This is a genomic window from Deltaproteobacteria bacterium, from assembly GCA_019308995.1.
In the GTDB taxonomy this organism is placed as follows: Bacteria; Desulfobacterota; Desulfarculia; order Adiutricales; family JAFDHD01; genus JAFDHD01.
Map to the genome: position 1 here is coordinate 1 of JAFDHD010000030.1, position 25,322 is coordinate 25,322.

A 25,322-nucleotide genomic window follows, 5' to 3' on the forward strand; every position below is an offset into this window, starting at 1 on the left:
CAACTTTAAATCCCTTAAAAATACCCTCTCTGTATGAATATTTGGGGTAAAATTAATTTTACCACTCCTCGATGACTCCCAATTTCAACCGGTTACATACAACGCAATTGGCTCGGAGGAAGTAGGGTAGGCTTTCCAGCCTGCCAGGCCTTACATGAAGCAAAGCACGAAACTCTCTGATACAAAGCATGGTTAATGTTGTCAGGCAGACCCGCTGCGCGAGCCACCCTGACCTACAAGGCTTGAGTGATTACCGTAATTATATTCCTTTTGGCTGCGGCTTCAGTGCCTATTGAAACTTTCTTGGCAATTGCCTTAATGAGGGGGAGGGAGACGTTCTGAAGGAATCTCTTTCAATAAAAAAAGGGTCTTCTGAGTCAGGCCCTCCGGCCAGGGCGGGTCACCCAGGCCGCAATCACGCCGGCCGCGAACCCGAAAAAGTGGCCGGACCAGCTAACCCCCGGAATCCGGATGAGCAGGGTCACGAGCAGCCCTCCATAAAGAAGAAAGACCAACAGGGATATAATCAGGGCCTTCCACTCCCGGCGAAAGATTCCCAGAAAAATCAGGAAACCAAGCAGACCAAAAATGATTCCGCTGGCGCCGATATGAATGGTGTGAGCGCTCCCGAATGTCCAGACCGCAGCGCCTCCCAGGAGGGTAATGATGACCAGCGCCTTGATCGTCAGGAGTTTGCTAAAGGACAGCGACAGAAAAAGCAGGCAGAAGAAGGCAAAACTATTGGCCATGAGGTGCTGGAGATTGACATGCAGAAAAGGCCAGAGAAGAACGCCGATCAGGCCGTTGGTCTGACGCGGGCGGATACCATACAGCCGAAGATCAACCGGTGCAAAATAGCCTGCAAAAAAGATAAACCATAGAACGGCCACAGCTATGAGGGCGGTGGTAAGGCTTTCATTAACTTTCATGTTTCATCATAGAAGGGCTGGCGGCTCAGCCCTGGCCCTCGGCACGGATGATAGCAGGTCCGGCCGGTCCTCGCTCAAGCTCCATGATAGAGCAGCTTTTAACCTTGAGGTGCTTTTTCAGGTACTCCACGGCCTTCCGGCCTTCGGTCAGGTCGCCGCAGGTAAAGATGTCCAGGGCGGCGTATCCAAATTCCGGCCAGGTGTGGATGGAGAAATGGGATTCGGCCACGACCACGATGCCGCTGACCCCGTTGGGCGGGAACTGGTGGAAGAAGGGCTGGACAATGGTGGCCCCGGAAAGGTTGACCGCTTCCAGCAGGTGTTTTTCTATGACCTTCATGTCGCTTATTTTGGCGCTGTCACAGCCAAACAGCTCCACAACCAGATGCTTGCCCAATCCTTTCACTTTAGCGATCCTCTTTCATAAGATTTAAAGAGGCCAGGTCTCTTCCAGTCGGACGGGACGGCCTTGCTTACACGCAGGATAGATAAATACATGGCATTTTGCAATGAGTATTTTTTTTCAGGTCTAGGTCAGGGTGCGAGGCTCCCTAACACAAATCATGATTAATATCGTCAGGGAGGCCTGCAAGGCTGGCCTTCGACTTTCCTGAGAACAAAGATCTGGTTTATCCCGTCTCCCCTGGCTGCAATTTTATGAAAATAAAGATATCTGAAGCTGTTCATTTCCAAACCTTTCAAGTTGACAACCATTTGTGAATCTGAAATACTGAGCCATGTTTTAATGCATGTTTTCCTTGGATGACGTTCTTTTTTCAATTCCGAGACGGTGGTTTTCAAACCTCAGATCAAACATAAGGAAATGAATACATGTTTCGCTTTTGCCATTATGCCTTGGCCTTGATACTGGCCGCCTCATTCCTCCATGGCTGCGCAGGAAAGCAGCTTCCCATTGATCTCATTAAAAAAGAGTTCAGGGACGTGCCCACCTATGCGATCATCCTGGACGACATGGAGGAAAGAGGCGCCTTCTTTAAAAACTATTACCACAAGTACCGTATCGTCCAGCAGGAACGGTCCTGGACGACCGACTGGATGAAGGTGCCTCAAGATTACTACCGCCGAAACGCAAACTTCCTGGGCATGACCCTGGCGGCGAAAAAGAAAGGGGAGTTTGACGCCTCGACCGGACCGCCGGGCTACCATTACGTGGGCGACGATCGTTATGGCAACTGGCGTCGCGACAGCGGCGGAAACTCCTTCTGGGTCTTTTACGGACAGTATGCCTTTCTTTCGCACATGTTAGGCGGGCACCGCGTCTTTCGGAACGATTATAATACCTACCGGGATTACCGCACCCGGAATCGCCCCTATTACGGGCGAAACAATGAATTCGGAACCAAAGGGACCATCACCAAGAGGCAGAAGCCCAATTTTTACGCCCGGCAGACGGCCAAAGCCCAGGCTAAAAAGGCCTCATTTTCAAATCGGGTAAACCAGCGCACCGGCCGATCCAGAGCCGGTTACCGCAGCCGAAGCACGAGTTGGGGGAAATAGGCCATGACCCTGGACAGCTTACTTCTAGCAGTAATTTTCATCATTGGTTTTTATGTCCTGTTCTATATCGGCAAGGTGGTCAACGACCTGCTGCACCGAGAATACAGGCTGAGCTACGAGCTGGTCGAAAAGGACAACGCCGCCCTGGCTCTGGCCGTGGTCGGCTACTACTTCGGGCTGGTCCTCGCTATTGGCGGGACCGTTGTCGGCCCGAGCAGCGGCATCCTGGAAGACTTGCTTGACCTTTGCATTTACGGAGTTTTAGGCATCATTCTGCTTAATATCTCCTGGTTCTTATGCGACAAGTTTATTCTATATAAATTCCATATCAGCGACGAGCTTATCAGGGATCATAATCAGGGAACCGGAGCGGTTTCGGCCGGTGTCAGCGTGGCCTCGGGTTTGATCATCTATGGCGCGGTGACGGGTGAGGGTGGTTCGATATGGACCGTCCTCATCTTCTGGGCCATCGGGCAGATTATCCTGATCCTGGCCGGACTCCTGTATAACCTCATCACGCCCTATGATATTCACGCGGAGATCGAGCGGGATAACGTGGCGGCTGGCGTGAGCTTTGCCGGGGCGCTCATCGCCATCGGGGTTGTTGTTGGGTTGGCCGGGGAAGGTGATTTCACGTCCTGGTCTCAAAGCCTGCTGAACTATCTGGCCTTTATCATCGTCGGCCTCATCCTGCTGCCTGTCATACGTCTGCTGACCGACAGGGTTCTTCTTCCTGCGGTCAAGCTTTCGGATGAGATTGCCGCTCAGGAAAAGCCCAATCTAGGCGCCGCCTATATTGAGGCGTTTTCCTATATTGCCGCCGCCTTTATCATTTACTGGTGTGTCTAGCCCTCGCGGTGTAAGCACCGTTCTCAAGATATCCGTCTTTGCCACCGGCTGCGCGGGCATCGTGGCCGAATTCGTTCTTTCCACCCTGGCAACCTATATCGTTGGCAACGCTATCTTCCAGTGGACCATAGTCATGTCCCTGATGTTCTTTGCCATGGGGCTGGGCAGCCGCCTCAGTGCGGTCTTTCGCCACCGACTGCTGGACGCCTTTATTATCATCGAATTCAGTTTGTCCCTGCTGTGCGCCTCCTCAGCCGCCCTGGCATACGGACTGGTGGCCTATACGGTTTACGCCAGGTTGATGATTTATACCCAGGCCTTTGTCATCGGCCTGCTTATCGGCCTGGAGATTCCCCTGGTGACCCGGCTGAACCAGGCCTATGAGGAGCTGCGCTCCAACATCGCCGGGGTCATGGAAAAGGATTACTACGGCGCGCTTGTAGGCGGCCTTCTTTTCGCCTTCTTTGCCTTGCCTCATCTGGGCCTGACCTATACTCCCATCGCGCTGGGGGCGATCAACTTTTTGGTGGCGGCCCTGCTTCTCTTTAGCTTTTTTGGGCTTCTCAGCCGGAAGAAGGTCCTGGTGTCCGCCTTTGCCATAACCTGCGCGGCCCTGATCACCCTTGGAGTTCTGGCCAAACCGATTATCCTGTTCGGAGAACAGCGGCAGTATCGCGACAAGGTCATCTTCGCCAAACAAACGGTCTACCAGAAGATCGTGATTACACAGTGGAAAAAGCATTACTGGCTCTTCATTAACGGGCAGGAGCAGTTCAGCACTTACGATGAAGAAAAGTATCACGAGCCGCTGGTGCATCCGGCCATGAAACTGGCCGCTGGCAGGGACAGGGTCCTGATCCTGGGCGGCGGGGACGGGCTTGCTCTCAGGGAGGTGCTCAAATATCCGGAAGTCACGTCAGTGACCCTGGTGGACCTGGACCCGGCCATAACGAAGATGGCGCAAACTCATCCGGTCCTGGTGGAGATCAATCAGGGCGCCATGAACGACCCCCGGGTCAAGGTTATCAATCAGGATGCGGCCGTTTTTTTAAGGGAGGATGCCGAGCTGTACGACCTGATTTTCATTGACCTGCCCGATCCTGACACCATTGACCTGATGCACGTTTACTCCCTGAATTTTTACCGGCTGGCGCACCGGCACCTCAAGGGCGGCGGCATGCTGGCGGCGCAGGCCACCAGTCCTTATTTTGCCCGGCAGGCCTTTTTATGCATCATGAAAACGATTGAAGCGGCCGGGTTCAGCGTGCTGCCTTATCACAACCAGGTTCCGACCATGGGCGAGTGGGCCTGGGTCCTGGGGGCCAGGCGCGAAGATATCAAGGCGCCCGCCTTGAGAAGGCGTGTCTTGATGGAGGACTTTAACGGTCTGGACACCAGATTTTTCAACACCAACGCCATGATCTCCATGGCTCACTTTGGCAAGGGCGTTCTTGACGGGCCTGAGGCGGAAAAGATAAAGATCAACACCAAGAGCAACCCCGTCCTGATGCGCTATTACCTCGCCGGAACCTGGGGGGCTTACTGAGGACCAAGGCTAATGACATAAAGGTCATAATTCACATCAAAAGGAATGAAAAAAAATAGAGCGGACCTGGATGCGGCGGGGCTAGGAAGTTCATGCAGGTCAGGCACCGGGTGCCCCAGACATTCTAGGCTTTTTTCCAGCAATACCTCCGCTAGGGGTGATGCATACAACTCGTCAGAGTTGTGTGCACGCCGCAGGCGCAAGAAGTCATTCCGGGGGCTGGATTTTTACTCCACACGATTGTCCCGACAAATAAAATGGCGCGGAGCTAAATTGCCAGTCTTCCGGCCTGTCCACCAATCCCCCTCTTACCGGATTTTCGTGCATATACTTTAGTTTCTCTACCAGCTTCTTTTCGGTGTAAAGATTGAAATCGTAATATCGGCGCTGCCAGGCCGGGTCATTTACATCGAAATCTGAGGTATAAGAAGTATAATGCATTTTCATATTGTTTTTGATTTGTCGGGAAGACATTTGTTTCCATTGTTTCATAAAATGACTGATGCGATTTATTATGGGGAAGCAGACGATGGCATGTACATGATCAGGCATCACCACGAAACCAAAGCATTCTCCTTCCTGTAGGGTTAACTGAGAACTAAGCACTCCAATGACAATTTTCTTGTGAATATCGTCATTCAGAAGCTTTCTTCGTCGATAACAAGAAAATGTTAGGTAATGCGCCTGACCTTCCTCTTCGTAAATTTTTCTGTCAGCCATACACAAATCATAGCAGATAATACACGCAAAAGGCAGGACTTCTTGCGCCTGCGGCGCCCACACGATCCTTTAAGGATCGTATGGGCCACCCTCGAAGATCACAATATCTAGCAGTGATGGTATCGGGTAGAAAATCTGCGATCGCTGCAATATCTCCCAATCCCATACAATTTATTGATACGAGGTAGATATCTTAGCCCATTATTAATCCCATGAAAAAAATTAGCGGGTTAAAACTGATATTCTTTTTTCCCTCACTCCTCACATACTCGTGGATGGAGCCCCGGATTCGAAAGGCGCAATGTTCCGAACGACACAGTCGAGATACTTTATGCGTTTTTTCAGGGACGATTATGTATGGTTTAAAAATCAGGTTCGAGGACAATTCTCCTTTCGAGCATTCCGCTGTGGGCTTGTTCAAAGGCCTCCTGAATCGTGCTCATGGGTCTTGTTTCCAATAGGGAATCTATTTCAATTTTCCCCGTTTGGACCAATTCGAGGACTTTCGGATAATATTTAGGCAGGCAGCCCCATGTGCCGATCATCTCGGCGTCGAAGGCCATGAGCCTGGATATGCTGTATTCGTTCTTTTGCAGGCCAAAACCGACAACAATTAATTTACCGATGAAAGACAATAGCTGAAGGGCAATGGCCTGGCCAGCCCCGGAACCGGTCACTTCGAATATTTTCCAGCCGTAATTATGAGGCAGCCCATTGGCCTTGCAAATTTCTCTGAACTCGCTTTGAATATCACGAGGCGTCTTTCCAGTGGAGTCAATCCCAAAATTCGTACCAAATTTTTTAGCCCGCTCGAGCTTTTCGGCCCCGAGTTCAATACCGATAACGCATTTTGCCTCCAAGGCCGATGCGGTTTGGGTCATATAGATACCGACCCCGCCGGCGCAGCCAATGATCACGGCCAGGTCTCCTTCAGTCAGGTCCGCTCGAACGGCCGCTTGATAGGGGGTGGTAGCCGCATCGGCCACCACCGAATAATGGGACAGCGGTTTCCCTTTCAGATCCTCGATAACGCATAAATCCCTGAAGGGAACCACTATATGGCTGGCGAACCCCCCTTGAGCTCCCATGCTGTTTCCCGGCATCTGTTGGGCCAGACAACGGTTCCCCCTGCCCATGGCGCAAATGGGGCAGTCATTGCACGGAAGCACCGCCGGTATAAGGACGTCTTTACCCATGGCTTCTTTTGGACCGGCAACCACGGTACCGCTGATTTCATGGCCCAGGACCAGCGGTGGCTCGTTCACCGTTCTTACACTCTCATAAAAGTAGCCTAAATCAGTATGGCACAGCCCACAACCCGCAATCCGGACCAGTGCCTCTCCTTCTTTTAATTCAGGCACGGGAAGTTCGACTCGGGCTAACTTTCCCTCTATAACTTCCCCGGTCTCCTTGTTTTTAGACCACGGCCGGATCATCTGCCAGGCCTGAATCTTTTGCGGTACATTCGTCATGGTTTTCCCCTCTTAAGAAAAAACGCGGTTAAAAAAGATCGTCCAAATCATCCCCGCCAGCGGCGAGGCCGTATATCTGCATGTACTCTGTTTCCCTTTTAGTATACATCTTATCTTTTTCGAACTGGAAAAAACAGGCCCTTGAATCCGCTAACAATTCCTCCTCCAGGGCCGACCTCAGGTTTAAAACCCCTTTTATGGAAAATATCTGTTTCTCCTCATCGGCCAGCAGATAGACACCTTCCATATCCGGAACCTCGTTTATGCCTTCTTTGTCGAATACATGCCATTTTTCCGGCGGGAGCGGGGCCGATTGAATGGCCAATCGAAGATCACAGCTGAGGCATCGGCCAGCCTCCTCCACGGCCATTTCCTTATTAAAACCCAGATCTATCCGATCAAAGGATGAACTCCGGGCTTCAGCACTCAGGTAAGGGGATTTAACCCTGGGCCAGATGGCAAAATCATCCTCCCGGCCCAGTTTTGGCTGTGAACCGACTCTTTCAAAAAAAACTTCATCTATTACCCCGTCGCCACCTAAGTACCGATCAATCGAGGAAGCGGCCCTCCGGCCCGCGGCCACGGCGTCAATTACCGAGCCGGGCACACGAGTCACGTCCCCACCGGCAAAAACACTTGACTCATTTGTCTGCATGGTATCCGGATCCACCTGGATCATACCCTGATAATCAAGTTTAATCCCGGGTTCATCCAGAAAGGCAAGCTCTGTGGTCTGTCCAATTGCCATTAAAACCGTATCCGCTTCAACGGTCCGGGTTTCAGCCTCGTCATAAACCGGTGCAAATCGTCCTTTTTTATCAAAGACGGATGTACATTTTTTCAGTTCCAACCCGGTTACACGTCCATCTTTCCCTAAAAGGCGTTTCAGGCCCCAGCTATTGTGAAATACTACACCTTCGGCCAGAGCGTCATCGCACTCCCATGAATGGGCCGGCATTTCTTCTCTGGATTCGAGGCAGATTAATCGAGCTGATGTCGCGCCCAGCCTCAAGGCGGTCATGGCCGCATCAATGGCCGTATTCCCCCCGCCGATAACTACAACTTCCCCTTTTAACTCCATCGGCCGACCCAGATTGACCTCTTTAAGGAATTCGATTGCCCACCGGACCCCGTCTAACTCCAACCCTTCAATCGCCAGACGCTGGCTTACTTGAGCTCCGACCGAAATGAAAACAGCATTAAAACCCGACTGCTGTAAATCTGCCCATGTTAGGTCACTGCCAACTGAGGTGTTAACCCGAACCTCGATCCCTGTTTTAATAATGGCTTCTATATCTCTGGCCAGTATGTCCTTAGGTAATCTGTATCTGGGAATACCGAACAGCATCATTCCACCCAGCTCAGATTGGGCCTCAAAGACCGTGACCTGGTGACCCTTGTTTTGCAGGTAAAAGGCTGCCGTAAGACCGGCCGGGCCTGAACCGATTACGGCCGCCTTATTTCCAGTCGAATCGGGCTTGGACCTTTTATCTTTCCCAAATCCGGTCTCATTCTCTAGGGTAAATCGTTTAAGAGCACAGATAGCAACCGGTTCATTGACACTCCCCCTGCGGCAGACCTCCTCACACGGATGGGCACAGATCGCCCCCAAAACATTGGGGAAAGGGACTTTTTCTCTGATTACTTTTGCGGCCTCTGTAAATTTACCTTGCTTGATCAAACGTACATAAGCCGGTATATCTATTCCAGCCGGGCAGGCGGCTACGCAAGGTACTAAGACCTCATTTTTTTTCCCGGCCGGTAAACCTTTGTCCATCAAAGCACCCGTCGGGCAGACTTCAACACAAGCCGTACAGAATTTGCATCCGGATTGAGCTAAAGTAGAGGCTGATGTCCCGACAATGACCTCACCCTCGGAATTTAAGACAGCGCCCAGGGCTTCAACGCCTCTCAGATCTCCGCACACCCTGACACACCGGGTGCAGCCGATGCAGAGGTTATAATCGCGTGCAAACAGAGGGTCCTGATCCAAGACCGGCATCGAAGTCGGCGCCCACCTCGGGGTTTCCGCCTTGATACCGATATATTCAGCCACTTTCTGAAGCTCACAGTTTCCGAATTTGTCGCAGCATCGTTCCTCAACCGGCACATTTATCGAGCAGGTTTCTCTGGTGCATCCTTCCCTCTGAGCACAGGTCAGGCAGGCGTGGGGATGCTTGGCCATTATGCTCATCAGGTTGTTCTCGCGAATTTCTTTGACCCGCTCGGTATCGGTCAGGATTGACATCCCGTTTTGCACTATCGTGTCGCATGCCTGAACTATCTCACCGTCTTTTTCTAATTCCACCAGGCAGAGGCGGCATCCCTGAAAACTTTCGTTTGGGCGTTCATTTTCAAAGGCCTGGCTTCCTTGATAGATTTTATCCACTGGTTTCAGAGAGCGGGAAGGGGGCAGGTCCGGATGAGAGCAGAGGCTGGGTATATATATACCCAACCTTTGGGCGGCTAGAAGAATGCTGTCGCCTTGCTGAACCTGAACTCTAGTATTGTTTATGGTTATGCTTAAATCATTCATGAATAATGATTCGGCTTGTATTCCTTACCAGGAATGCCGCAAAGCCCCGGGTTTGCAAGCTTCGATACAAGGCAGAACCGGCCGGTCAGAAACCGGCTTACAGGGTGAACAACTATATTTGATCTTTCTCCTGTGCCCCTCACTGACCATAACCACCGGCTCTTCTCTGAAAGGGTCGTTGGGGTCCTCTCCGGTTTCAAGGACTCCGTAAGGGCAGGCCTTTTCACAATCCCCGCACCCGTCGCAGAGGTCGGTGTCAATAATGATGAAATATTCGCCCGACCCGTCCTTATATCCATAATGGGCAATCATGCCGACCTCCTCCAGACGCCGATGCGCCGGCGTTTATTTCTTGCGTGCCTTTTCGACCAGGGCTTTTCCAAAAAGAGCGCCGCCAATGGCGCCGGCAATCTGCGTATCCAGTTCGGTCTTCAAAGTCTCTAAACCGAGTTCTTTTTCCAGCCTTTTAATGACTCCAATGTTTTTGGCAATGCCGCCGGTTATGGCAAAATCCTTTTCAACACCGACCCTTTCCAAAAGGGTTACGATTCGATGGGCCATGGCCAAACAATAAGCGGCTATCACCTTTTTTTTGGGCCAGCCTTGCCTTAAGAGACCTGAAGCCTCGGATTTTGCAAAAACCACGCAGGTGCTCGAAACAGGTTCAGGCTCCTCTTCCACCTCAAAAGACTGATCCCCGATCTCATTTATGGGAACATTGAGCAGATCGGCAAAAACCTCCATGCCCCGGCCCGTACCGGCCGCGCATTTATCGTTCATGAGAAAATCCAGCACCTTACCCCTATGGTCGCAATGAATGGCCTTACAGTCCTGACCGCCCATGTCCATGACCGTTTTGACCGATGGACCGTACATGAAGTTGGCCCCACGAGCGTGGCAGGCTATTTCAGTAATGGCCTTCTGGGCAAAAGGAACGTTGACCCGGCCGTAACCGGTGCCCACTGTATATTGAATCCGTTTGATGTCCAGCTCAGTATCTTCCAAGGCCCAATACATGGCCCGATTGGCGCTGTCAGGGCTGTTCGATCCGGTACGCATATTCGAGTAGCAATAGAGTTCGCCGTCCACCATTACCACCGTCTGCGTACTGACCGAACCGACATCAACCCCTGCGGTGATAATATCGCCGTCCCTCCAGTCTTTATCAGGGGCCGTCCATCTTGATTCCGTCTATCGCCAATATTCTTCAGCCATCTTATTTCCCTCTCTTATTTGTTGAGACGACTATCTCCATAAAAACTATAACTACTTATTGATCAGCGGCTATCAGCGCCGCGCCCAAGGCCCCAACGAACTCGGGTTCCTCAGGTATGTTTATCTCCTGGCCCAGTTCCCGGTTGAGCGAATCAACAAATCCAACGTTTTTGGCCACTCCGCCGATCAAGACCACCTCAGACTCGATACCGACGCGGCGAACCATGGAGACGATCCGATCGGCAATGGCGTCATGAATGGCCCGGGCCATATCCGGCTTGGGGGTCTTGGCATGGATAAGAGTCACCAGCTCCGATTCGGCAAAGACAGCGCACTGAGCGTTCATGGGAACGGCCTGCGTAGCCTTCAAAGATAAAGGTCCCATCTCTTCAAGACTGACTTCCAGGGCCCTGGCCATGGCCTCAGTAAAGGCCCCGGACCCGGCCGCGCATTTCTCATTGATGGCGAAATCTACCACCTTTCCCTTCTCATTAACCCTGACCGCACGGCCCTCTTCGGCCCCCACGTCAATCACGATCCGCGCGGCCGGGAAGAGACAAACTCCGCCGCGAGCACCCGCTCCCACTTCAGTGGCCGTATCGTTCTTGAATTTGACTTCATTTTTTCCCGCACCGGTAGCTACAACATTTTCGATGTCTATCCATTTAAAACCGGCCTGGTCCATAGCCTCGGCGTAGGCTTTTTCACTGGCCTCGACGGCGTCAATCCCAGCCAGGACCAGACTTTTTCCTAGGATTTGACCGTCTTTCAAAATAACGACTTTAACGGTCTTAGCCCCGCAGTCTATCCCTGCCGTAATCATGAGGTTAATCCTCCTTATCACCTACCAAATTTTAAAGAAAATCCTTAATGATGTCTCTTTTAATATTTCCCCATATCCCTTGCTTCAAGGAAGAACGCGGGTCAATCCCTCAGTTTCTTCAAATCCAGGGTCTCCATGAAGGTATCAATACGCTGGAGGGTCTGGGCCTCATCGAATTCTCTCTCATCGCCCATGTTTCCTTCAAAAATCATGACTGGGAAACCCGCCTCCTGAAGGGCCAGGCGATTCTCAGCGATACCAAGGCTAAGGCCCTCGCATCCCCGATTATAATGAAGTAATACGCCATCAAGTTTGGCCTGCCTGGCAATGGCGATCATCAGATCGCTTTTATACTTCGGGGAGTAGAAATGCTGATATTCCGGCTTTTGCAGGTGCCAGTCCGCCAGCAGCCGGCAGGCTTCCTCCCGGGAACGGGGGCTTTCTTGAGGCATGGGCCGGGGGGTCAAACTGCCTTCCTCCGCGTCATAAACCCACATGCCTTCCAATCCCCAGGTGTAAAGCGACCCGACAGAGACACATCCGAATTTCTCCATATAGCGGAATATCTTTAAGAAGCCCCAAGGCGGTTGTGTATCGGACATGACGCGGCACCGTTCATTAGCCACGGCGGCTATACCCCTTTCGACCCGATCCTTCACGTCTTCGTATAGTTCTTCGTAGAAATCGGCCACCTCTTTCCAGGATTTTTGAAGCGTGGCCAAAACGTAAAGGGAATACATGCTTTTTTCATCCAATGGCGCCGGGATGCTTTCATTAAACTGGCTGATGCGGGCCCACCAATGCGTACTGCGGCAGTCATTCATAACCGCTTCGATGAATTTCTCGTCATCGAAAGTGCGGCCGGTTACTTTTTGCAGCCATCAGATACCGTCCAGAAGCTGACCAGCCACGTAATCAATCTTTTCTTCGGTCATCTCCCCGAACGGTGGGTAAGGGCCTACGGCCACATCCACGCAGTACATGGGTATGTCCCCTTCCAGGTCCCTCACGGTCTGGTACCATTTGGCGTGGCTGCAACAGATATGGTCCTGCCAGATAAAATCCGGCCTGGGAAAGGGCCCGCCGAAGGCGTATTTATTTAAAACGATCGAGCCCCAGTAACTTCTCATATAAGAGCATAGGTCTCTGGCGTAGCCGAGTTTTTCAATGGCTTCCTGGCATTCAGTGGCAAATTTTCGGTTAAAGGCCACGCTTGCTCCGTAGGGCTCGCTGGTAAGGCTGAAAACATCGTCACCCAGACCGGCCGGGACCGCGTCAAAGGTCCAGGCCCCGCCGACCCACCTCAGGCCGCCTTTTTCTTTAGCTTGAGCGTAGTTTCGATAGTACTCCTCTCGAAGCTCCTTGGCCTTGCTCCAAAGCTTCAAAGGCTCGGATTTATATTTGGTCATGATCTTCCCCCACCTGAATTAGATAATAATAATTAATGTAACTAACCTTTTAGAACAAGTCTTCCTCCCAGAGTATTTCGAGAAAGGCTTCAACCCGGACCTTGAACTGGCCGATCGGCACTGTAACATCAAACTCCAGGGTAAGGGTTTTGATGCCATTTTCCTCCAGCGTCTTTTTCAGAATGGGAAAATCCAGTTCATGCGGGTCGCAAAATTTCTGCTGCGCCAGTATGGCTCCAGCGACGTTATATGTCTTGGCCAGATTAAGCGTATGGTCCTTCCGTCTTCTTTCCGGCCAGTCCTTGGTCGGGCAGGGCGGCCTTTGAATATACCGGTCCGCGATTGCCTCGAGCGGATTCCCATCCGTGGCCGTTTGTCCCAGGAAATACCGGCTGCCGGTGCAGTGATCATCAATGACAAAAATGGCATTCAAGGATTCGACCATCTCGATAAAGGCCGTGTCATCGTTCTCGCTACCCAGGATCATCAGACGCGTTTTGTCCTCATTGTCAGAATCTCTATCAGGCAGCTCAGCCAGAACGTCCTCAAGAACACGGCTGTGTTCCTGCTTATCCACCATCTGGCCGGAAAGGACCATATACATGGATTCGAGTCCGGTGGTCTTTGGATTTGGGTCCTGGTGGGTCAGGTAGAATTGTTCCATGAGCCGTCTGTTGTTATTGACGATTTCAATACCTTTCTGCAAGTCATCATCGCTGATAGACCTTCCGGTCCATTTCTCGACTGATTCTTTAAACCGGACCAGTTCAGCGGTAAAAAAAGGCAGGGCTCTAGGACTCTGGATGTGATGAGGCATGGGCAGGTAATAACCGTAAGGTACTGGAATATGCAGCTGCCAACTGGTAAAGGCCTGTCTGATATGAAGGCATGACTGGGAAATCATGATTCCGTCAAGATAATCGAACCGTCCCTTAAGTCCTTGAGCCAGGCAGTCCCGGCAGAAGGGACAATACATGGCAAATATATGGGGTTCGGTAAGACTCTGCGGTTCGTGACTTCCTAATATCCTGACCGGGAGGATGTCGGCCGCATACAGGATCTCTTCCGGAACGTACGTGCAGAAGTAACCCAACACTTTCCCCCCGGTTTTTTCCTTCCAGTTTTTTGCATATTCATGGCGGTTTTCAGTCCATTTCCGAAACATTTCAATTACCCATCCTTTCGCCCCCAGAAGCGTGTTTCAAAGACCCCTCTATGGTCAAAGGGCATAAATATCTATCTGCCCTTCCACTTCGCTTTTCTCTTTTCCAAAAAAGCCTTCAGGCCTTCATTGGCGTCTTCGGTGACCATTAGTTCTTTCATGTATATGTCCTCGATACGCCTCAGCCCATCCTCGACACCCGTATCCCAACCCTCGATCCCAGCCTTTTTAGCCATCCGAAGGACTACTGGTGAATGAGCCCTCATTTTCGCTATAAACGCCTCGGCCTCTTCTTCAAAACTCTCGACCGGAAAGACCCTGTTTATTAAACCGATCTCAAGGGCTTCACGGGAACTAATAGTTTCACCTAAGAGAATTAGTTCAATGGCCTTTTTTTGTCCGATCATTCTTGGAAAAGCCAAGGCGGCAATGGGAGGGAAGACCCCGACCTGTATTTCAGGCTGACCGAACTTGGCCTTTTCCGAGGCCAGAACCATGTCACAGTAAGTGGCCACCTCGCACCCGCCACCCAAGGCCGACCCATTTACCAGGGCCAGGGTTGGCAGGCCCAAAGAATCGAGAAGGCGGAATATTCGGTGAAAAACTTCAATCATCCTGGGTGCCTTGCCATCCATGTGATCTTCCACCTCTACCCCGACGGAAAAGGCCTTCCCCTCGGCCTGGATGACCAGCAGTTTTAGCAAGCTTTTGTCAGCCAGGGATTCCAGGGCCTGATTTATCTCTTCCATCATCTCGATGTTGAGCCAGTTGAGAGGCGGCCGGTTGAGAATCAAACGGGCCAGGTCTTCTTCAAGTTCTAATTTTATGTGCTGATATGGTAACCCCATTAGCCGAACCTCCTATTTGCCGGTGTTTTTTTACCTTGGAATCCATAATGAAAAACAGGCCTTCAAATATTTAAGCCTTGGGTTTGGGCAGAATGGCTTCGGCAAACTCGTCGTCAAAAGTGCGGCCCTCGGCTAAAAGCTGTCTGTATGTTATGTAGTCTATGTTCCTGCTTCCGGTAAGTTCCTGGGTGTTGAAGGCGTTGAAGCCGACATAGGCCTCCGAGTTCATATTAGCCGCCAGATAGTAAATCTGGCTGCTCTTCAAATGATCCCAGAAGAACTTTTTCTTAGTCCGAACGCTTTCGATGGTGTTCATTAGGCAGATGAAAGTGGTATTAGTCAGGGTCCAGACCATCTGGCTGACATATTCGTCCAAAAGGGTCCAATCGGTTTTAAGACCCTTCAGCTCGCTCAGGGCCGCTCGGAACTCTTCTCCTTTTTTAAACTCTCCATAAACGATCTCACCATCCTTTACATACTGGTCGGTGATAACTCGCGGATCTCTGACCCATTCACCTTTTTCGTTTTTCTTAACTGGAATGGCCTTGGTGATCATGCCCAGCCTTTCCGCCTTGTATGCGCTCCACATCTCGTTTGAAACGGCCTGCCACATGGCCTGTTCCATACTGAGGTTCCAAGGCAGAAAATCCGTTGACCCGCCGGTTGGGCTCGAACCATGCCGCGTGCCCACCTGTCCGAAGCCGGCCGTATCCGCGGCCACGGTAAAATCGCAGGCCTGGCCGACCTCCTGGCCCCCGCCGATCCTCATACCGTTGCTGCGGCAGATGACCGGCTTCCGGGCCTTGAGAATGCCGTCAACCATCCCTGAAAACAGGTCCATGTACTGTGAGTATTCAAGGGGCCGTTTGGAATAATATTCGGCATACTCCTTGGTATTGCCGCCGGTGCAAAAGGCACGGTCCCCGACCGCGGTGAAAATGATGGCCACCACGTCCCTTTCCATGGAAGCTTTGTGCATCCCGGCGATGACGCCCTTGCACATCTCAGTGGTGTAAGAATTGTATTGGGCGGCGTTGTTCAAAGTGATCCAGGCAGTATTCAGACCGTCCACGGTCTCGCCGGTGTCCATGTTTATCAAGGGTTTTTTTTCGTAACTAATGCAAGGCGGCTCGGTTCCGAAATGTTCCTCCCCAAACAGTTGATGATCTTTTATTTCATTATCCCTCACAAGCCAATCTAAACTCATTTTAATTTAGCCCAAATCCACTGACATTGTCAGTGGTGGGGTGTGGGGGCGGAGGTCCCACTCTTATAGCGAGCCAACATTGTTGGCGAGATAAAAATATAGATCAGAGATCTTTCCATTTCAGGCAAGACGGAGGACATTGTCCGAAGTCTTACCGCACTCTAAAGCCACCGACAAGGTCGGTGGTAGTTTACTCTCCTCCTTTTGGATGATTTACTAAACTAAAGCTCCAATTACTCCAACCCGCCGGCACGGTACCGGCGTTATAAAATGCGTGGCTGAGATTTTATTCAAAGAAGGCTTCAGCCTTCCATTCCTTGCAATCAGACACCTTTACGATCATTTGTTTTAACTGAGACAACTCGCTTTTAAAACGATCCAGGTCCTTCTCGATGACCATTAACCGGTTCAGCGGCGTCTTGCCTTTGAAGTCCTCCAGCCTTCTCTCCATGCTCTTGATAGCCCTCTCCAGAAGAATCTGTTTTTGTTTCAAACATTCGAGGGCCTTATCTCTGGACAAGGCAAAAATGAAAAAATAACCAAGGTTGGACAGGTCGTGGGTCAGGTTTTTATCCATGAGGGACCTCTCCACCAGAGAGGCCAGCCGCTCACTTCCCCGGGAAGTCATCCTGTAAACCTTCCGCTCAGGCATCAGGCCTTCTCTTTCGGTGTGAGATTTAATCATTTTATTTTGGTGGAGTTTGGCCAAGGTTTTGTAAACCATGGGTGGGCTGATCTTAGCCCAGGAATCCATACGATGAATCTTCACTTCCTGGATAAGCTGATAACCATACATAGGCCGGTCCATAAGAAATCCCATGACCATGAGTTCATATTTCATTCAAATCTGTCCTATGGCTGACTGATTATTCCCAGGAGAAGATTAATCTTCTAATTTCAAATTTTTATTCTAGGTTAAGAGGCAAGGCAGATCGCCAACCATCCGGTCAGGCTCATGATCGCTGACTTTAAATCGGGATACCATCTGTGAAGAAGCAGTCTGACCATCACTAACTAGTTTCTTTGCGACTAATATCCTTTTAACTACAATCCCTGGCTTTGTCAAGTCCTTTTTCTGGAAGGGTGAAGATACTTCTCACGCCAGGAAAGCGGGTTCTGCTTTCTCTGCGTCCTCTGTGTTCTTTGCGGTGAAGCTGTATCCTCGCATGCACGAGCTCTGCTTCTTACCGCGGAGATCGCTAAGACCGCAGAGCTACATCCGCCTCTAATTTTTCCAAATCAAAGCACATGGGCAGATGGCAAAGACTTCTGACAGTCGCTGACGATTAAGTTTAAACCTGATCTCAACCTGCAATCAAACCCGGAGCCGCCTCAGCGGCATAAGGCTTCAGAACTTCGAGGCTTGACTCAAAGGCCTTGACCGCCTTGTCTATCTCTTTTTCGGTCATCGGGGTGGATATAACAAACATGCCTCTGACACCATCATGCCGCATTATAGTATGTTTGCTATATCTTCAATCCTACTGGTAACGAATCCTCGGGTCTAAGAGTCCATAGATCAAATCCACGATGAGATTGATCGTGATAATCAGTGTGGAGATGAAGAGGTTGATTCCCTGGATCACAGGATAATCACGCCAGGTGATGGCGTTTAGAAGATACTTCCCCATACCAGGCAGGACAAAGATTTGCTCCATAATGATGGTGCCTCCGATTAAAAAGGCAAGCTGGAGACCCATGATGCTTACGACCGGTATCAGCGCATTCTTCAGGGCGTGACGGATGATCATAACTCTGACCGAGAGCCCCTTGGCGATGGCTGTTCGGATGTAATCCTCCCGCATGACCTCCAGCATCATCGTTCGAGTCATTCGCATGATGCTGGCCGACATATACAGCGACAGGACCAGGGATGGCACGATGAATTGGGAAATATTACCCAGCGGATTCCGGGTGAAAGGAATATAGTTTGTTGGCGGCACCCATTTAAACAAGATGGCGCCAAAAACCACAATGAGGATGGCGAGCCAGAAGTCGGGTATGGACAGACCACCGATTCCGATGGTTCGTACGATATAATCCAAGGGCTTATCTTGTTTCAAGGCAGAAATCACGCCGAAAAGGATGCCTGTCACAAAGGCCCAGAAAATGGCCATGCAGGCCAACTGAAAGCTGACGGGCAGCCGTCTGGAAAGTTCATTGATAACAGGCTCCCCACTCCAAAGGGAGGTCCCCAGGTCCAGGCTAAAGATGCCTTTTATGTACTTGTAGTACTGTTTGTAGAGCGGCTGGTCCAGCCCGAGCATGGCTCTGATCTCTTCCGTATCGTCAGCAAACCCTTGCTCGAAGACCATCATCTCCACCACGTCTCCTGGTATGAGACGTATGATTAAAAAAATCAGGGAAAAAACTATGAAAAGGGTGGGCAAAACCAGAATGAGCCTTTTGATGATGTATCTTCTCATATTGATGTTCTATCTGGTTGAGAGAGAGGCCGCCTCCCCGATTGAAGTCAGCGGCCTCACCCCGTAATTAATGTTTCTCCATCCAGAGATCCTCTGCAATCAGCACTTGATATTCCTGGTAATAGTGCTTCATGTGCACATAGGGCTGCTGAGCAACATACCGATTCATCGAATACAGGAATGTGACATTGGCGTCTTCCAGAAGCTTGCGCTGAATTTTATGAATTAGGGCTGTGCGTTTCTTTTTGTCAACTTCTTTGTTCTGTTGATCAATTAAATCCCAGATTTCCTTGTCGCACATCTTGTAGTAGGTGGCGTCTCTCCCGTAATAGGGGACGAGCGCTTCTTCCGGGTCAATCCCGCTGGAACCTACGTGCAGTGCCATGTCGTATTTAAAATGGTAGGCCCGGGTGAAGTATTGCGCCATCTCGAGGACCTTCAGGTTGACTTTAATCCCGACCTCTTTGAGCATTTCAATGAGGACCTGAGCTGGTTTGAGCATATAGGGCGCGTTCCAGGTGAGCATCTCGACTGAGAATCCCTTAGGATAGCCAGCCTGGGCCAGGAGCTTTTTAGACTTTTCAGGGTTGTATTCAATTTGATCTTCCAAACCCAGGTGATAAGGCGGAAAGTTGGCGATGTGGGAAATCAAGATATCACCGTGATTGTCGAGAGCCAGCTTCAACAATTTCTTTTTATCAATGGCATGAGAGATGGCTTGCTTGACCCTGATATCATTAAAAGGCGGGGCGAGAGGCTTGTCACAGTCAACCTGTGGGGGCGTTCTTAGCATCCATGAATTCACCCCCGCCTTTTTGGTAATAATAACGTTGGGGACCTCCTTTTTGATTGTTGGAATCTGCCAGTAATATAAGCTTATTACGTCCTGATCTCCAGCGATAAACTGGGCCATAACGGTCGTGGGATCCGGCAGGACCTTCATATGGATCGCATCCAAATAAGGAAGTCCTTTCTTGAAATAGTTTGGATTTTTTACCATGGTCAAATGAGAGCCGCGCACAAATTCCTTGAGTATGAACGGGCCGGTCCCGATGGCCTTCCTTTTCAGGTCTCCGAATTTATCCACCGCCTCCTTGGGTACGATCTTGGTCATGGGGGAAGCTAGGTATTGAATAAAAGCCGGGTAGGGGTCCTTGGTCTTGAAAATGACCGTATATTTGTCCGGTGTTTCAATGGAGGTTAACTTGCCTTCAAAATAGTGGCGTTGTTTGAATTCGGCCTTCTTGCCATACATCCCGCCGGTCCGTTCGATGCTGTACTTCACGTCCGCTGCTGTGCATTCGCGGCCGTTGACCGGGGGGATGTTATGAAAGTGAGCGCCCTTGCGAATTTTGAACTCGTAGGTGAGAGGATCTACCTGCCTCCAACTCTCCGCCAGGTCAGGCAGAACGTCGCTCATATCTTCATTGAAGCGCAGGAGGCCGCTGTAGAGGTTACATGTGATTTGTTGAACAGATGACATGGCATACATAGGAGGGTCTAAAAATTTAGGTTCTTGAACAATGGGCCAGCGAAATGTTCCTCCGTATTGCGGCTCGGCCGCCATACAGACTCCAAGACTGAGAATCAAGGTCAATAATAAACAAATCGTCAATAAACCCACGGACTTAAATGCTTTCATCTTTCCACCTCCCTAGGAAGATAATGTGGTTAAAAAGTTATATAAAAATCACTGCTAAAACTGTCAGTGATTAGGCGTAGAAATCACCCTTTGCTGGCAGACGGTAATCAGGTAATGATTAGGTCGTAAATACCTTGCATCTAATCCGGGGTGATGGCCTTAACAGAGACCCCGCTCCTAACATGGCTATTTTCATCTTATTTTTTTCTTAATTCTAAAAGTTCTCGGGTGTCATCGCAAGTAGCTAGCTCGCGTCCGATGATCCTCGCGATTTCCTTAACCCAAACGGCCTGTTCCCAGCTTCCCTTGGCTAACTCTCCGCCGGGTACGCGAGTATTGTCCTCCAGGCCTATCCGGATATGTCCGCCGCTGATGATGCTCTGGAAGGCGGCCGGAATCTGGTGTGGCCCGACGCCGCAGACACTATAAGTGGCCTTCTCCGGCAGGAGGCCCACCAAGCTGAGCTGTAAGAGTGGATCGAAGACCATACCGCCCAGCACGCCATATACCAGCTGAAAGTGCATGGGTTCTACAAAGACGTCCCCCTGTTTCCTTATAAAAAGGGTGTTATTCAGGCCACCCGGCTCGAACACCTCTATCTCGGGTTTTACGCCGATCTCTTTCATGGCCTTCCCGTATTCCTCAATTTTTTTAACCGGATTTTGGTAAATGAACTCGAAGGCCAGTTCCCCTGTTTTATAATTGCCAAAGGCAAAGTTCATACTATTCACGTTCAAGCTGGCCATATCGGGCTTGAGATCAAGGACGGGGGCGATTCTTTCGTCAGGGTCTGTGCCGGAGCCGGTGGAAATATTTATGACCATTTCCGGACAACGGTCCCGGATGGCCTCGATGACCGGCCTGACGATTTTAAGGTCGGCCGTAGCCATTCCGGTGTCTGGGTTCTTGGCGTGAATGTGAACAATGCTAACCCCCTCCTGGTAACAGCGATAGGACTCCTCGGCAAATTCCTCTGGTGTATAGGGTGTATTGGGGTTGTTCTCCTTAGTTGTGGCTCCTCCGGCCAAAGCAGCAGTAATAATTAGCTTGTCGCTCATCAACATCTCCTTATTTGAAGGTTACTCCCAATGTTTGAGGGTGGTGTTTGCCTTGTTAGCAGTTCTGTTTTACAGGTCCCACTTCTAACTCACAGCATAAAGGCCCCGCCGTTTACATCCAAGGTCACCCCTGTCACGAAAGGCGAATCGAGCAAGTATTCGAAGGCGCGGGCCACATCCTCTACACGGCCAATACGAGACACCTCAACCTTAGCCAGAAGCTCAGCCCTTCGCGCCTCGGAAATGTCCACGAAAATCCCGGCGTCTTCGATGAAAGCCGGTGCAATGGCGTTCACTGTAATGCCGTTAATTCCCAATTCCCGGGCCGCGTACCGAGTCATTCCGACCAGACCAGCCTTTGAGGCCGCGTAATGCGGCCCAACCACGCCTCCACCACGGGCGGCTATGGAGGCCATATTCACGATCCGTCCGAAACTGGATTCAACCATATCCGGAATCACCTCTTTGCTCCAGTAAAAGGCGCCGCTTAAGTTAACCCTAATTGTTTCTTCCCAGTCCTCATTCGAAAGCTCTAAAAAGGACTTTGGAGGCATAATCCCAGCGTTGTTAACCAGGACGTTAACCGGCCCGAGTTCTTCTTTTATATCCTGGTAGTTATTGGAAACCTGGTCCGGATCACCAGCGTTGCCTTTAACTAGGAGTATCTTCTTGTCTTTCCGCCCGATTTTTTCCAGCCGTTTAAAAGCGTCATTAGCGGCAGCTTCGTTGCTGCGATAAGTTAATGCCACAGCAGCCCCGCGTCTGACCAAGACCTTGGCCAGGGCCAGGCCGATGCCGCGCGTCCCTCCGGTTATGACTGCGTTTAGGGGCGGAAGACCCTCATTTTCTGCGTTTTCCTGGATCACGCCTCTTTCCTTATATAAAATTCGTTTTTAAGGCGAACTAGGCGGTAAACGAAATTTTTTTGAGACCGAAAGCCGTTTGCCCGGCCTGGTATCAATTTGGGTTTTCTGCTTCATATAAATTCATGAATCGAAGATCATGGCGAAAAGGCTCCTGCTTTCTAGGATTAAGTTCATCATCACTGACATTAAGGGTGATCTTCTTTTCCGGGATATCCTACTTAAGCAATCAAACCCGGAGCCACATCAGCGGCATAAGGTTTCAAGACTTTGAGGCTTAATTCAAAGGCCTTGACCGCCTTGTCTATCTCTTTTTCGGTCATAGGGGTGGATATAACAAACATGCCTCTTGGGGCCGAAAATATACCGCGGCACATCATGTCAAGGTGGAGTAATGTCTGGAGATCCTGAGATTCAATCATGCCCTTGAAGGTGTCCTGCGCGGTAATAATATTTCTGTCCCCCCAGTGCACCTGGGTCATAGACCCGAGACCGGTGCACTGCCCCTTTATGCCGACGGTTTTAAAGGCCTTGTTGAAGCCCTTTCGCAATTTGTCTCCCAGTCTGTTGATTTTATTGACTGCGTTTTTGTTATAGGCTTTCAAGGCGGCTATACCGGCGGCCATGGTTATATTATTCCCGTTGAACGTGCCTGAATGTCCCATGCGCCTGGGACCCTCGGGAAAAGTCGGATCGAACAGCGCCATGATCTCCGCTCTGCCGCCGAAGGCCCCGACCGGGAACCCGCCGCCAATAATCTTTGCCAGGGCGGTCAGGTCCGGCTCGACATCGGAAATAGCCTGAAGCCCGCCGGTACTGAGGCGAAAGGTCATAACCTCATCAAAGATAAGAAGAGCGTTATATCGGTTGCAAAGGTTTCTAACCCCTTTCAGGTACCCGGGTTGAGGCGGTATCATACCCAGGCTGCCGATCATCGGCTCCATGATGATCGCGGCGATCTTCTCCTTATACTTTTTGAGCAGGGTTTCAAGGGCGTTGAGATCGTTGAAGGGCGCCACCAGGATATCTTTTAAGACGCTTTTCGGTATGCCAGGTCCTTCTAAATGCCTTATAGGCATCCCTTTGGCCGGTGTACCGGGCCGGATATTGACCTCGACCAGGTCATGTGATCCGTGGTAACCCCCATCCATTTTTATGATCATGTCTTTTTGGGTAAAAGCCCTGGCCGCCCTTGTGGCGAAAAGAGTGGCCTCTGTTCCGGAATTGCCATAACGCACCATATCCACGGATGGAATACGTTTGCATAAAAGTTCGGCGTGCTGGTATGTGACCACGGCGGGCGAACAGAGTACGGTCCCCTTTTTCAGCTGCGCCTGAGTGGCTTTGATGATGTCCGCATGGCCGTGACCGTGTATGAGTGAGGTGTAATTGTTAACAAAATCAATGTACCGATTCCCGTCGCAATCATAGAGATAACAGCCCTTTCCTCTCTCCATATAAGCGGGATACGGCGTATAGTAACTTGCATTTCTGGTGTCCCCCCCGGGAAGACGTCTTTTGGCTCTAGCGTCATGCTTCTTAGCCTGTTTGGTGATCCTGGCAAACCGGGCCAGGATGTCCTTTTTAATTTTTTCAGCTCCTTGCTTCTTCATGATAAACCTCCTCTTTTAGGCTGTAATAGTAAAATAAAAAAATCCCTTTTCATAATCCCGGTCTGAAAGTGGTTCTAGGCCGGGATACTTTATGTGCCAATTAAGCTAGGGAGTAAGAAGTACCATACTCTATAAGTTTATAGAGTGTCAAAAGAAATTTTTCTCGAAATCCCGCCTTTTGTAAAATCATTGGTGTTACTCATGTTTTAAACTACACAGGTAAATTTGGTCCCCACTTGACAACTTGGACATGATGGGCATAAATTAAGTGTTGTATGTTTTTATTTAAGTACGCCTGAAAATATCGTTTTGTACGGTCGGGCGGTGAATGCAATCGCCGCCAGGCCGAAAATAAAGAAAATGGAAAAATTAAACGCCGATCAGATAAATGAAGAATAAAAACACTCCCTGGAAAAAGCAATATCGCCGCACGTTCACAGTGCATATCCCATAACGGAATTCGGAATAGTCGCCGGGGCGGACCTCTAAAAAATAAAGCCAAAGATTGAAAGGTAATGGTGATTAATGATAAATCACAGGGGAATCAGCGTGAATTTTCTATGAAATTTGGATACTGCGCTTGTAAAGGCTTGTTGTCGCTTCAAATCGGAGTTCAGATCGTCTTTACCATTATCCCGCTGGGAATATTGACCGCTTACTATGAAAATTGACTTGCAAGGTATAAAAAAATATGGAAATTTAACATTAGAAGGGAAACACAGAAGGGGAAAAGAAATTTAATGGTCATTGATTTAAACAGACCTGGTAACCAGACCCTGCTGGCTTAATCCATATCCAAGGTTAAGGATAGGCCGGACGTAAAGTGTTTTGAAGGAAGAAATATGGCACATAAACCAATGGCATCTGCTGAGAGCCTGGATGACGGCCAGGTTGAGGCCCTGGACTCCAAGCCTATCGAACCTAGTAGTGATTTCCTTAAGAAAGCTGAGGCCGAAAGCGGTGTAAATATATCTGCCTGTTACGGGTGTAAAAAATGCAGCAACGGATGCCCGGTCGCCTTTGCTATGGACCTGCATCCCTATCAGGTGGTGCGCTATGTCCAGCTTGGCATGGTGGATCAGCTCAAAGACTGTGAAACGATTTGGGTCTGCTCCTCCTGCCAGACTTGTGTCACTCGCTGTCCCAATGATGTAGACCTGCCCAGGATGATGGACTATCTTAAGGAAACCGTGGCCCGTGAGAGGCGTCCGGTCAGTCAGAAGAGGGTCCTTCAGTTTCACCAGATTTTTATGAGCGAGATCAAGACCTGGGGCCGGGTTTTTGAAGGTTCACTCATGACCCGTTATATGTTCAAAAGCGGTGATTTTACCGATCCGAAAAAGGCCGTCAAGGACGCCCGGTTAGGCTGGGCCATGTTCAAGCGGGGGCGGTTAAGGCTTCTGCCAGACAGAAACAAAGACCGGAAGTGGCTCAAAGAGTTATTTCGAGAAGAAGGGAAATCGTCGTGAAAGAAGTCAGTTACTAT

The 25,322-nt window shown here is 50.2% G+C and carries 21 protein-coding genes and 2 pseudogenes; 4 read left to right on the top strand and 19 right to left on the bottom strand.

Going from position 1 to position 25,322, the window contains the following annotated elements; genetic code table 11:
* Positions 1 to 377 precede the first annotated feature (377 nt).
* Complete coding sequence (locus JRI95_07155) at positions 378 to 929, bottom strand: rhomboid family intramembrane serine protease (protein ID MBW2061330.1); 552 nt, start codon at positions 927 to 929, stop codon at positions 378 to 380.
* A 25-nt stretch (positions 930 to 954) separates the two neighbouring features.
* A complete protein-coding gene (speD, locus tag JRI95_07160; GenBank protein MBW2061331.1) occupies positions 955 to 1,335 on the bottom strand; it encodes an adenosylmethionine decarboxylase in 381 nt (126 codons plus the stop codon).
* A 425-nt stretch (positions 1,336 to 1,760) separates the two neighbouring features.
* Here speD and JRI95_07165 point away from each other — a divergent pair, with 425 nt between their 5' ends.
* From JRI95_07165 to JRI95_07175, 3 genes are read left to right on the top strand one after another with little or no spacing between them, the layout of a single operon-like run.
* Positions 1,761 to 2,447, top strand: coding sequence for a hypothetical protein (locus JRI95_07165; GenBank protein ID MBW2061332.1), 687 nt, complete (start codon positions 1,761 to 1,763; stop codon positions 2,445 to 2,447).
* A gap of 3 nt (positions 2,448 to 2,450) precedes the next feature.
* The gene (locus JRI95_07170) at positions 2,451 to 3,296 is read left to right on the top strand and encodes a DUF350 domain-containing protein (GenBank protein MBW2061333.1); all 846 of its coding nucleotides are present in this window, start codon (positions 2,451 to 2,453) and stop codon (positions 3,294 to 3,296) included.
* On the top strand, positions 3,289 to 4,842 hold the full coding sequence (locus JRI95_07175) for a polyamine aminopropyltransferase (GenBank protein MBW2061334.1): 1,554 nt from the start codon (positions 3,289 to 3,291) through the stop codon (positions 4,840 to 4,842). The genes JRI95_07170 and JRI95_07175 overlap by 8 nt, the downstream gene beginning before the upstream one ends.
* 207 nt (positions 4,843 to 5,049) lie before the next feature.
* On the opposite strand, the gene JRI95_07180 is transcribed toward JRI95_07175, so the two are convergent.
* From JRI95_07180 to JRI95_07260, 17 genes and pseudogenes are all read right to left on the bottom strand, one after another.
* Positions 5,050 to 5,562 (bottom strand): transposase, encoded by a 513-nt coding sequence (locus JRI95_07180; protein MBW2061335.1) that lies wholly within the window; start codon positions 5,560 to 5,562, stop codon positions 5,050 to 5,052.
* Positions 5,563 to 5,924: 362 nt separating this feature from the next.
* On the bottom strand, positions 5,925 to 7,034 hold the full coding sequence (had, locus tag JRI95_07185) for a 6-hydroxycyclohex-1-ene-1-carbonyl-CoA dehydrogenase (GenBank protein MBW2061336.1): 1,110 nt from the start codon (positions 7,032 to 7,034) through the stop codon (positions 5,925 to 5,927).
* A 28-nt stretch (positions 7,035 to 7,062) separates the two neighbouring features.
* Positions 7,063 to 9,570 carry an FAD-dependent oxidoreductase gene (locus JRI95_07190; protein ID MBW2061337.1) on the bottom strand — a complete coding sequence of 836 codons (2,508 nt, stop codon included), beginning with the start codon at positions 9,568 to 9,570 and terminating at the stop codon, positions 7,063 to 7,065.
* A 24-nt stretch (positions 9,571 to 9,594) separates the two neighbouring features.
* A complete protein-coding gene (locus JRI95_07195; protein MBW2061338.1) occupies positions 9,595 to 9,882 on the bottom strand; it encodes a 4Fe-4S binding protein in 288 nt (95 codons plus the stop codon).
* A gap of 33 nt (positions 9,883 to 9,915) precedes the next feature.
* Positions 9,916 to 10,785, bottom strand: a pseudogene (bzdQ, locus tag JRI95_07200) (benzoyl-CoA reductase, bzd-type, subunit Q).
* Between the two features lie 55 nt (positions 10,786 to 10,840).
* Positions 10,841 to 11,608, bottom strand: a complete 768-nt coding sequence (locus JRI95_07205) for a CoA activase (GenBank protein MBW2061339.1) — start codon at positions 11,606 to 11,608, stop codon at positions 10,841 to 10,843.
* A 101-nt stretch (positions 11,609 to 11,709) separates the two neighbouring features.
* Positions 11,710 to 13,017: pseudogene (bzdO, locus tag JRI95_07210) on the bottom strand (benzoyl-CoA reductase, bzd-type, subunit O).
* 49 nt (positions 13,018 to 13,066) lie between these two features.
* A complete protein-coding gene (gene bzdN, locus JRI95_07215) occupies positions 13,067 to 14,182 on the bottom strand; it encodes a benzoyl-CoA reductase, bzd-type, subunit N (GenBank protein MBW2061340.1) in 1,116 nt (371 codons plus the stop codon).
* Positions 14,183 to 14,253: 71 nt separating this feature from the next.
* Positions 14,254 to 15,027, bottom strand: coding sequence for an enoyl-CoA hydratase/isomerase family protein (locus tag JRI95_07220; protein MBW2061341.1), 774 nt, complete (start codon positions 15,025 to 15,027; stop codon positions 14,254 to 14,256).
* A gap of 70 nt (positions 15,028 to 15,097) precedes the next feature.
* Positions 15,098 to 16,234, bottom strand: coding sequence for a 6-oxocyclohex-1-ene-1-carbonyl-CoA hydratase (gene oah / locus JRI95_07225; GenBank protein MBW2061342.1), 1,137 nt, complete (start codon positions 16,232 to 16,234; stop codon positions 15,098 to 15,100).
* A 286-nt stretch (positions 16,235 to 16,520) separates the two neighbouring features.
* Positions 16,521 to 17,075, bottom strand: coding sequence for a PadR family transcriptional regulator (locus JRI95_07230; protein ID MBW2061343.1), 555 nt, complete (start codon positions 17,073 to 17,075; stop codon positions 16,521 to 16,523).
* A 463-nt stretch (positions 17,076 to 17,538) separates the two neighbouring features.
* Positions 17,539 to 17,688, bottom strand: coding sequence for a hypothetical protein (locus JRI95_07235; protein ID MBW2061344.1), 150 nt, complete (start codon positions 17,686 to 17,688; stop codon positions 17,539 to 17,541).
* A gap of 27 nt (positions 17,689 to 17,715) precedes the next feature.
* On the bottom strand, positions 17,716 to 18,660 hold the full coding sequence (locus JRI95_07240; protein MBW2061345.1) for an ABC transporter permease: 945 nt from the start codon (positions 18,658 to 18,660) through the stop codon (positions 17,716 to 17,718).
* Positions 18,661 to 18,727: 67 nt separating this feature from the next.
* A complete protein-coding gene (locus JRI95_07245; protein MBW2061346.1) occupies positions 18,728 to 20,302 on the bottom strand; it encodes an ABC transporter substrate-binding protein in 1,575 nt (524 codons plus the stop codon).
* Positions 20,303 to 20,499: 197 nt separating this feature from the next.
* Positions 20,500 to 21,360, bottom strand: coding sequence for a 3-keto-5-aminohexanoate cleavage protein (locus tag JRI95_07250; GenBank protein MBW2061347.1), 861 nt, complete (start codon positions 21,358 to 21,360; stop codon positions 20,500 to 20,502).
* An 89-nt stretch (positions 21,361 to 21,449) separates the two neighbouring features.
* Positions 21,450 to 22,226 (bottom strand): SDR family NAD(P)-dependent oxidoreductase, encoded by a 777-nt coding sequence (locus JRI95_07255; protein ID MBW2061348.1) that lies wholly within the window; start codon positions 22,224 to 22,226, stop codon positions 21,450 to 21,452.
* Positions 22,227 to 22,444: 218 nt separating this feature from the next.
* Positions 22,445 to 23,836 carry an aspartate aminotransferase family protein gene (locus JRI95_07260; GenBank protein MBW2061349.1) on the bottom strand — a complete coding sequence of 464 codons (1,392 nt, stop codon included), beginning with the start codon at positions 23,834 to 23,836 and terminating at the stop codon, positions 22,445 to 22,447.
* A gap of 842 nt (positions 23,837 to 24,678) precedes the next feature.
* Between JRI95_07260 and JRI95_07265 the strand changes: the two genes are divergently transcribed.
* A complete protein-coding gene (locus JRI95_07265) occupies positions 24,679 to 25,305 on the top strand; it encodes a 4Fe-4S dicluster domain-containing protein (protein ID MBW2061350.1) in 627 nt (208 codons plus the stop codon).
* Positions 25,306 to 25,322: the final 17 nt, after the last annotated feature.

Bases quoted from the DNA above. Each gene is read 5' to 3' on its own strand.
- JRI95_07155 (MBW2061330.1), bottom strand. From the start codon at position 929: ATGAAAGTTAATGAAAGCCTTACCACCGCCCTCATAGCTGTGGCCGTT.
- JRI95_07165 (MBW2061332.1), top strand. From the start codon at position 1,761: ATGTTTCGCTTTTGCCATTATGCCTTGGCCTTGATACTGGCCGCCTCA.
- JRI95_07170 (MBW2061333.1), top strand. From the start codon at position 2,451: ATGACCCTGGACAGCTTACTTCTAGCAGTAATTTTCATCATTGGTTTT.
- JRI95_07180 (MBW2061335.1), bottom strand. From the start codon at position 5,562: ATGGCTGACAGAAAAATTTACGAAGAGGAAGGTCAGGCGCATTACCTA.
- had (MBW2061336.1), bottom strand. From the start codon at position 7,034: ATGACGAATGTACCGCAAAAGATTCAGGCCTGGCAGATGATCCGGCCG.
- JRI95_07190 (MBW2061337.1), bottom strand. From the start codon at position 9,570: ATGAATGATTTAAGCATAACCATAAACAATACTAGAGTTCAGGTTCAG.
- JRI95_07195 (MBW2061338.1), bottom strand. From the start codon at position 9,882: ATGATTGCCCATTATGGATATAAGGACGGGTCGGGCGAATATTTCATC.
- JRI95_07205 (MBW2061339.1), bottom strand. From the start codon at position 11,608: ATGATTACGGCAGGGATAGACTGCGGGGCTAAGACCGTTAAAGTCGTT.
- bzdN (MBW2061340.1), bottom strand. From the start codon at position 14,182: ATGTTTCGGAAATGGACTGAAAACCGCCATGAATATGCAAAAAACTGG.
- JRI95_07220 (MBW2061341.1), bottom strand. From the start codon at position 15,027: ATGGGGTTACCATATCAGCACATAAAATTAGAACTTGAAGAAGACCTG.
- oah (MBW2061342.1), bottom strand. From the start codon at position 16,234: ATGAGTTTAGATTGGCTTGTGAGGGATAATGAAATAAAAGATCATCAA.
- JRI95_07230 (MBW2061343.1), bottom strand. From the start codon at position 17,075: ATGAAATATGAACTCATGGTCATGGGATTTCTTATGGACCGGCCTATG.
- JRI95_07235 (MBW2061344.1), bottom strand. From the start codon at position 17,688: ATGCGGCATGATGGTGTCAGAGGCATGTTTGTTATATCCACCCCGATG.
- JRI95_07240 (MBW2061345.1), bottom strand. From the start codon at position 18,660: ATGAGAAGATACATCATCAAAAGGCTCATTCTGGTTTTGCCCACCCTT.
- JRI95_07245 (MBW2061346.1), bottom strand. From the start codon at position 20,302: ATGAAAGCATTTAAGTCCGTGGGTTTATTGACGATTTGTTTATTATTG.
- JRI95_07250 (MBW2061347.1), bottom strand. From the start codon at position 21,360: ATGAGCGACAAGCTAATTATTACTGCTGCTTTGGCCGGAGGAGCCACA.
- JRI95_07260 (MBW2061349.1), bottom strand. From the start codon at position 23,836: ATGAAGAAGCAAGGAGCTGAAAAAATTAAAAAGGACATCCTGGCCCGG.
- JRI95_07265 (MBW2061350.1), top strand. From the start codon at position 24,679: ATGGCACATAAACCAATGGCATCTGCTGAGAGCCTGGATGACGGCCAG.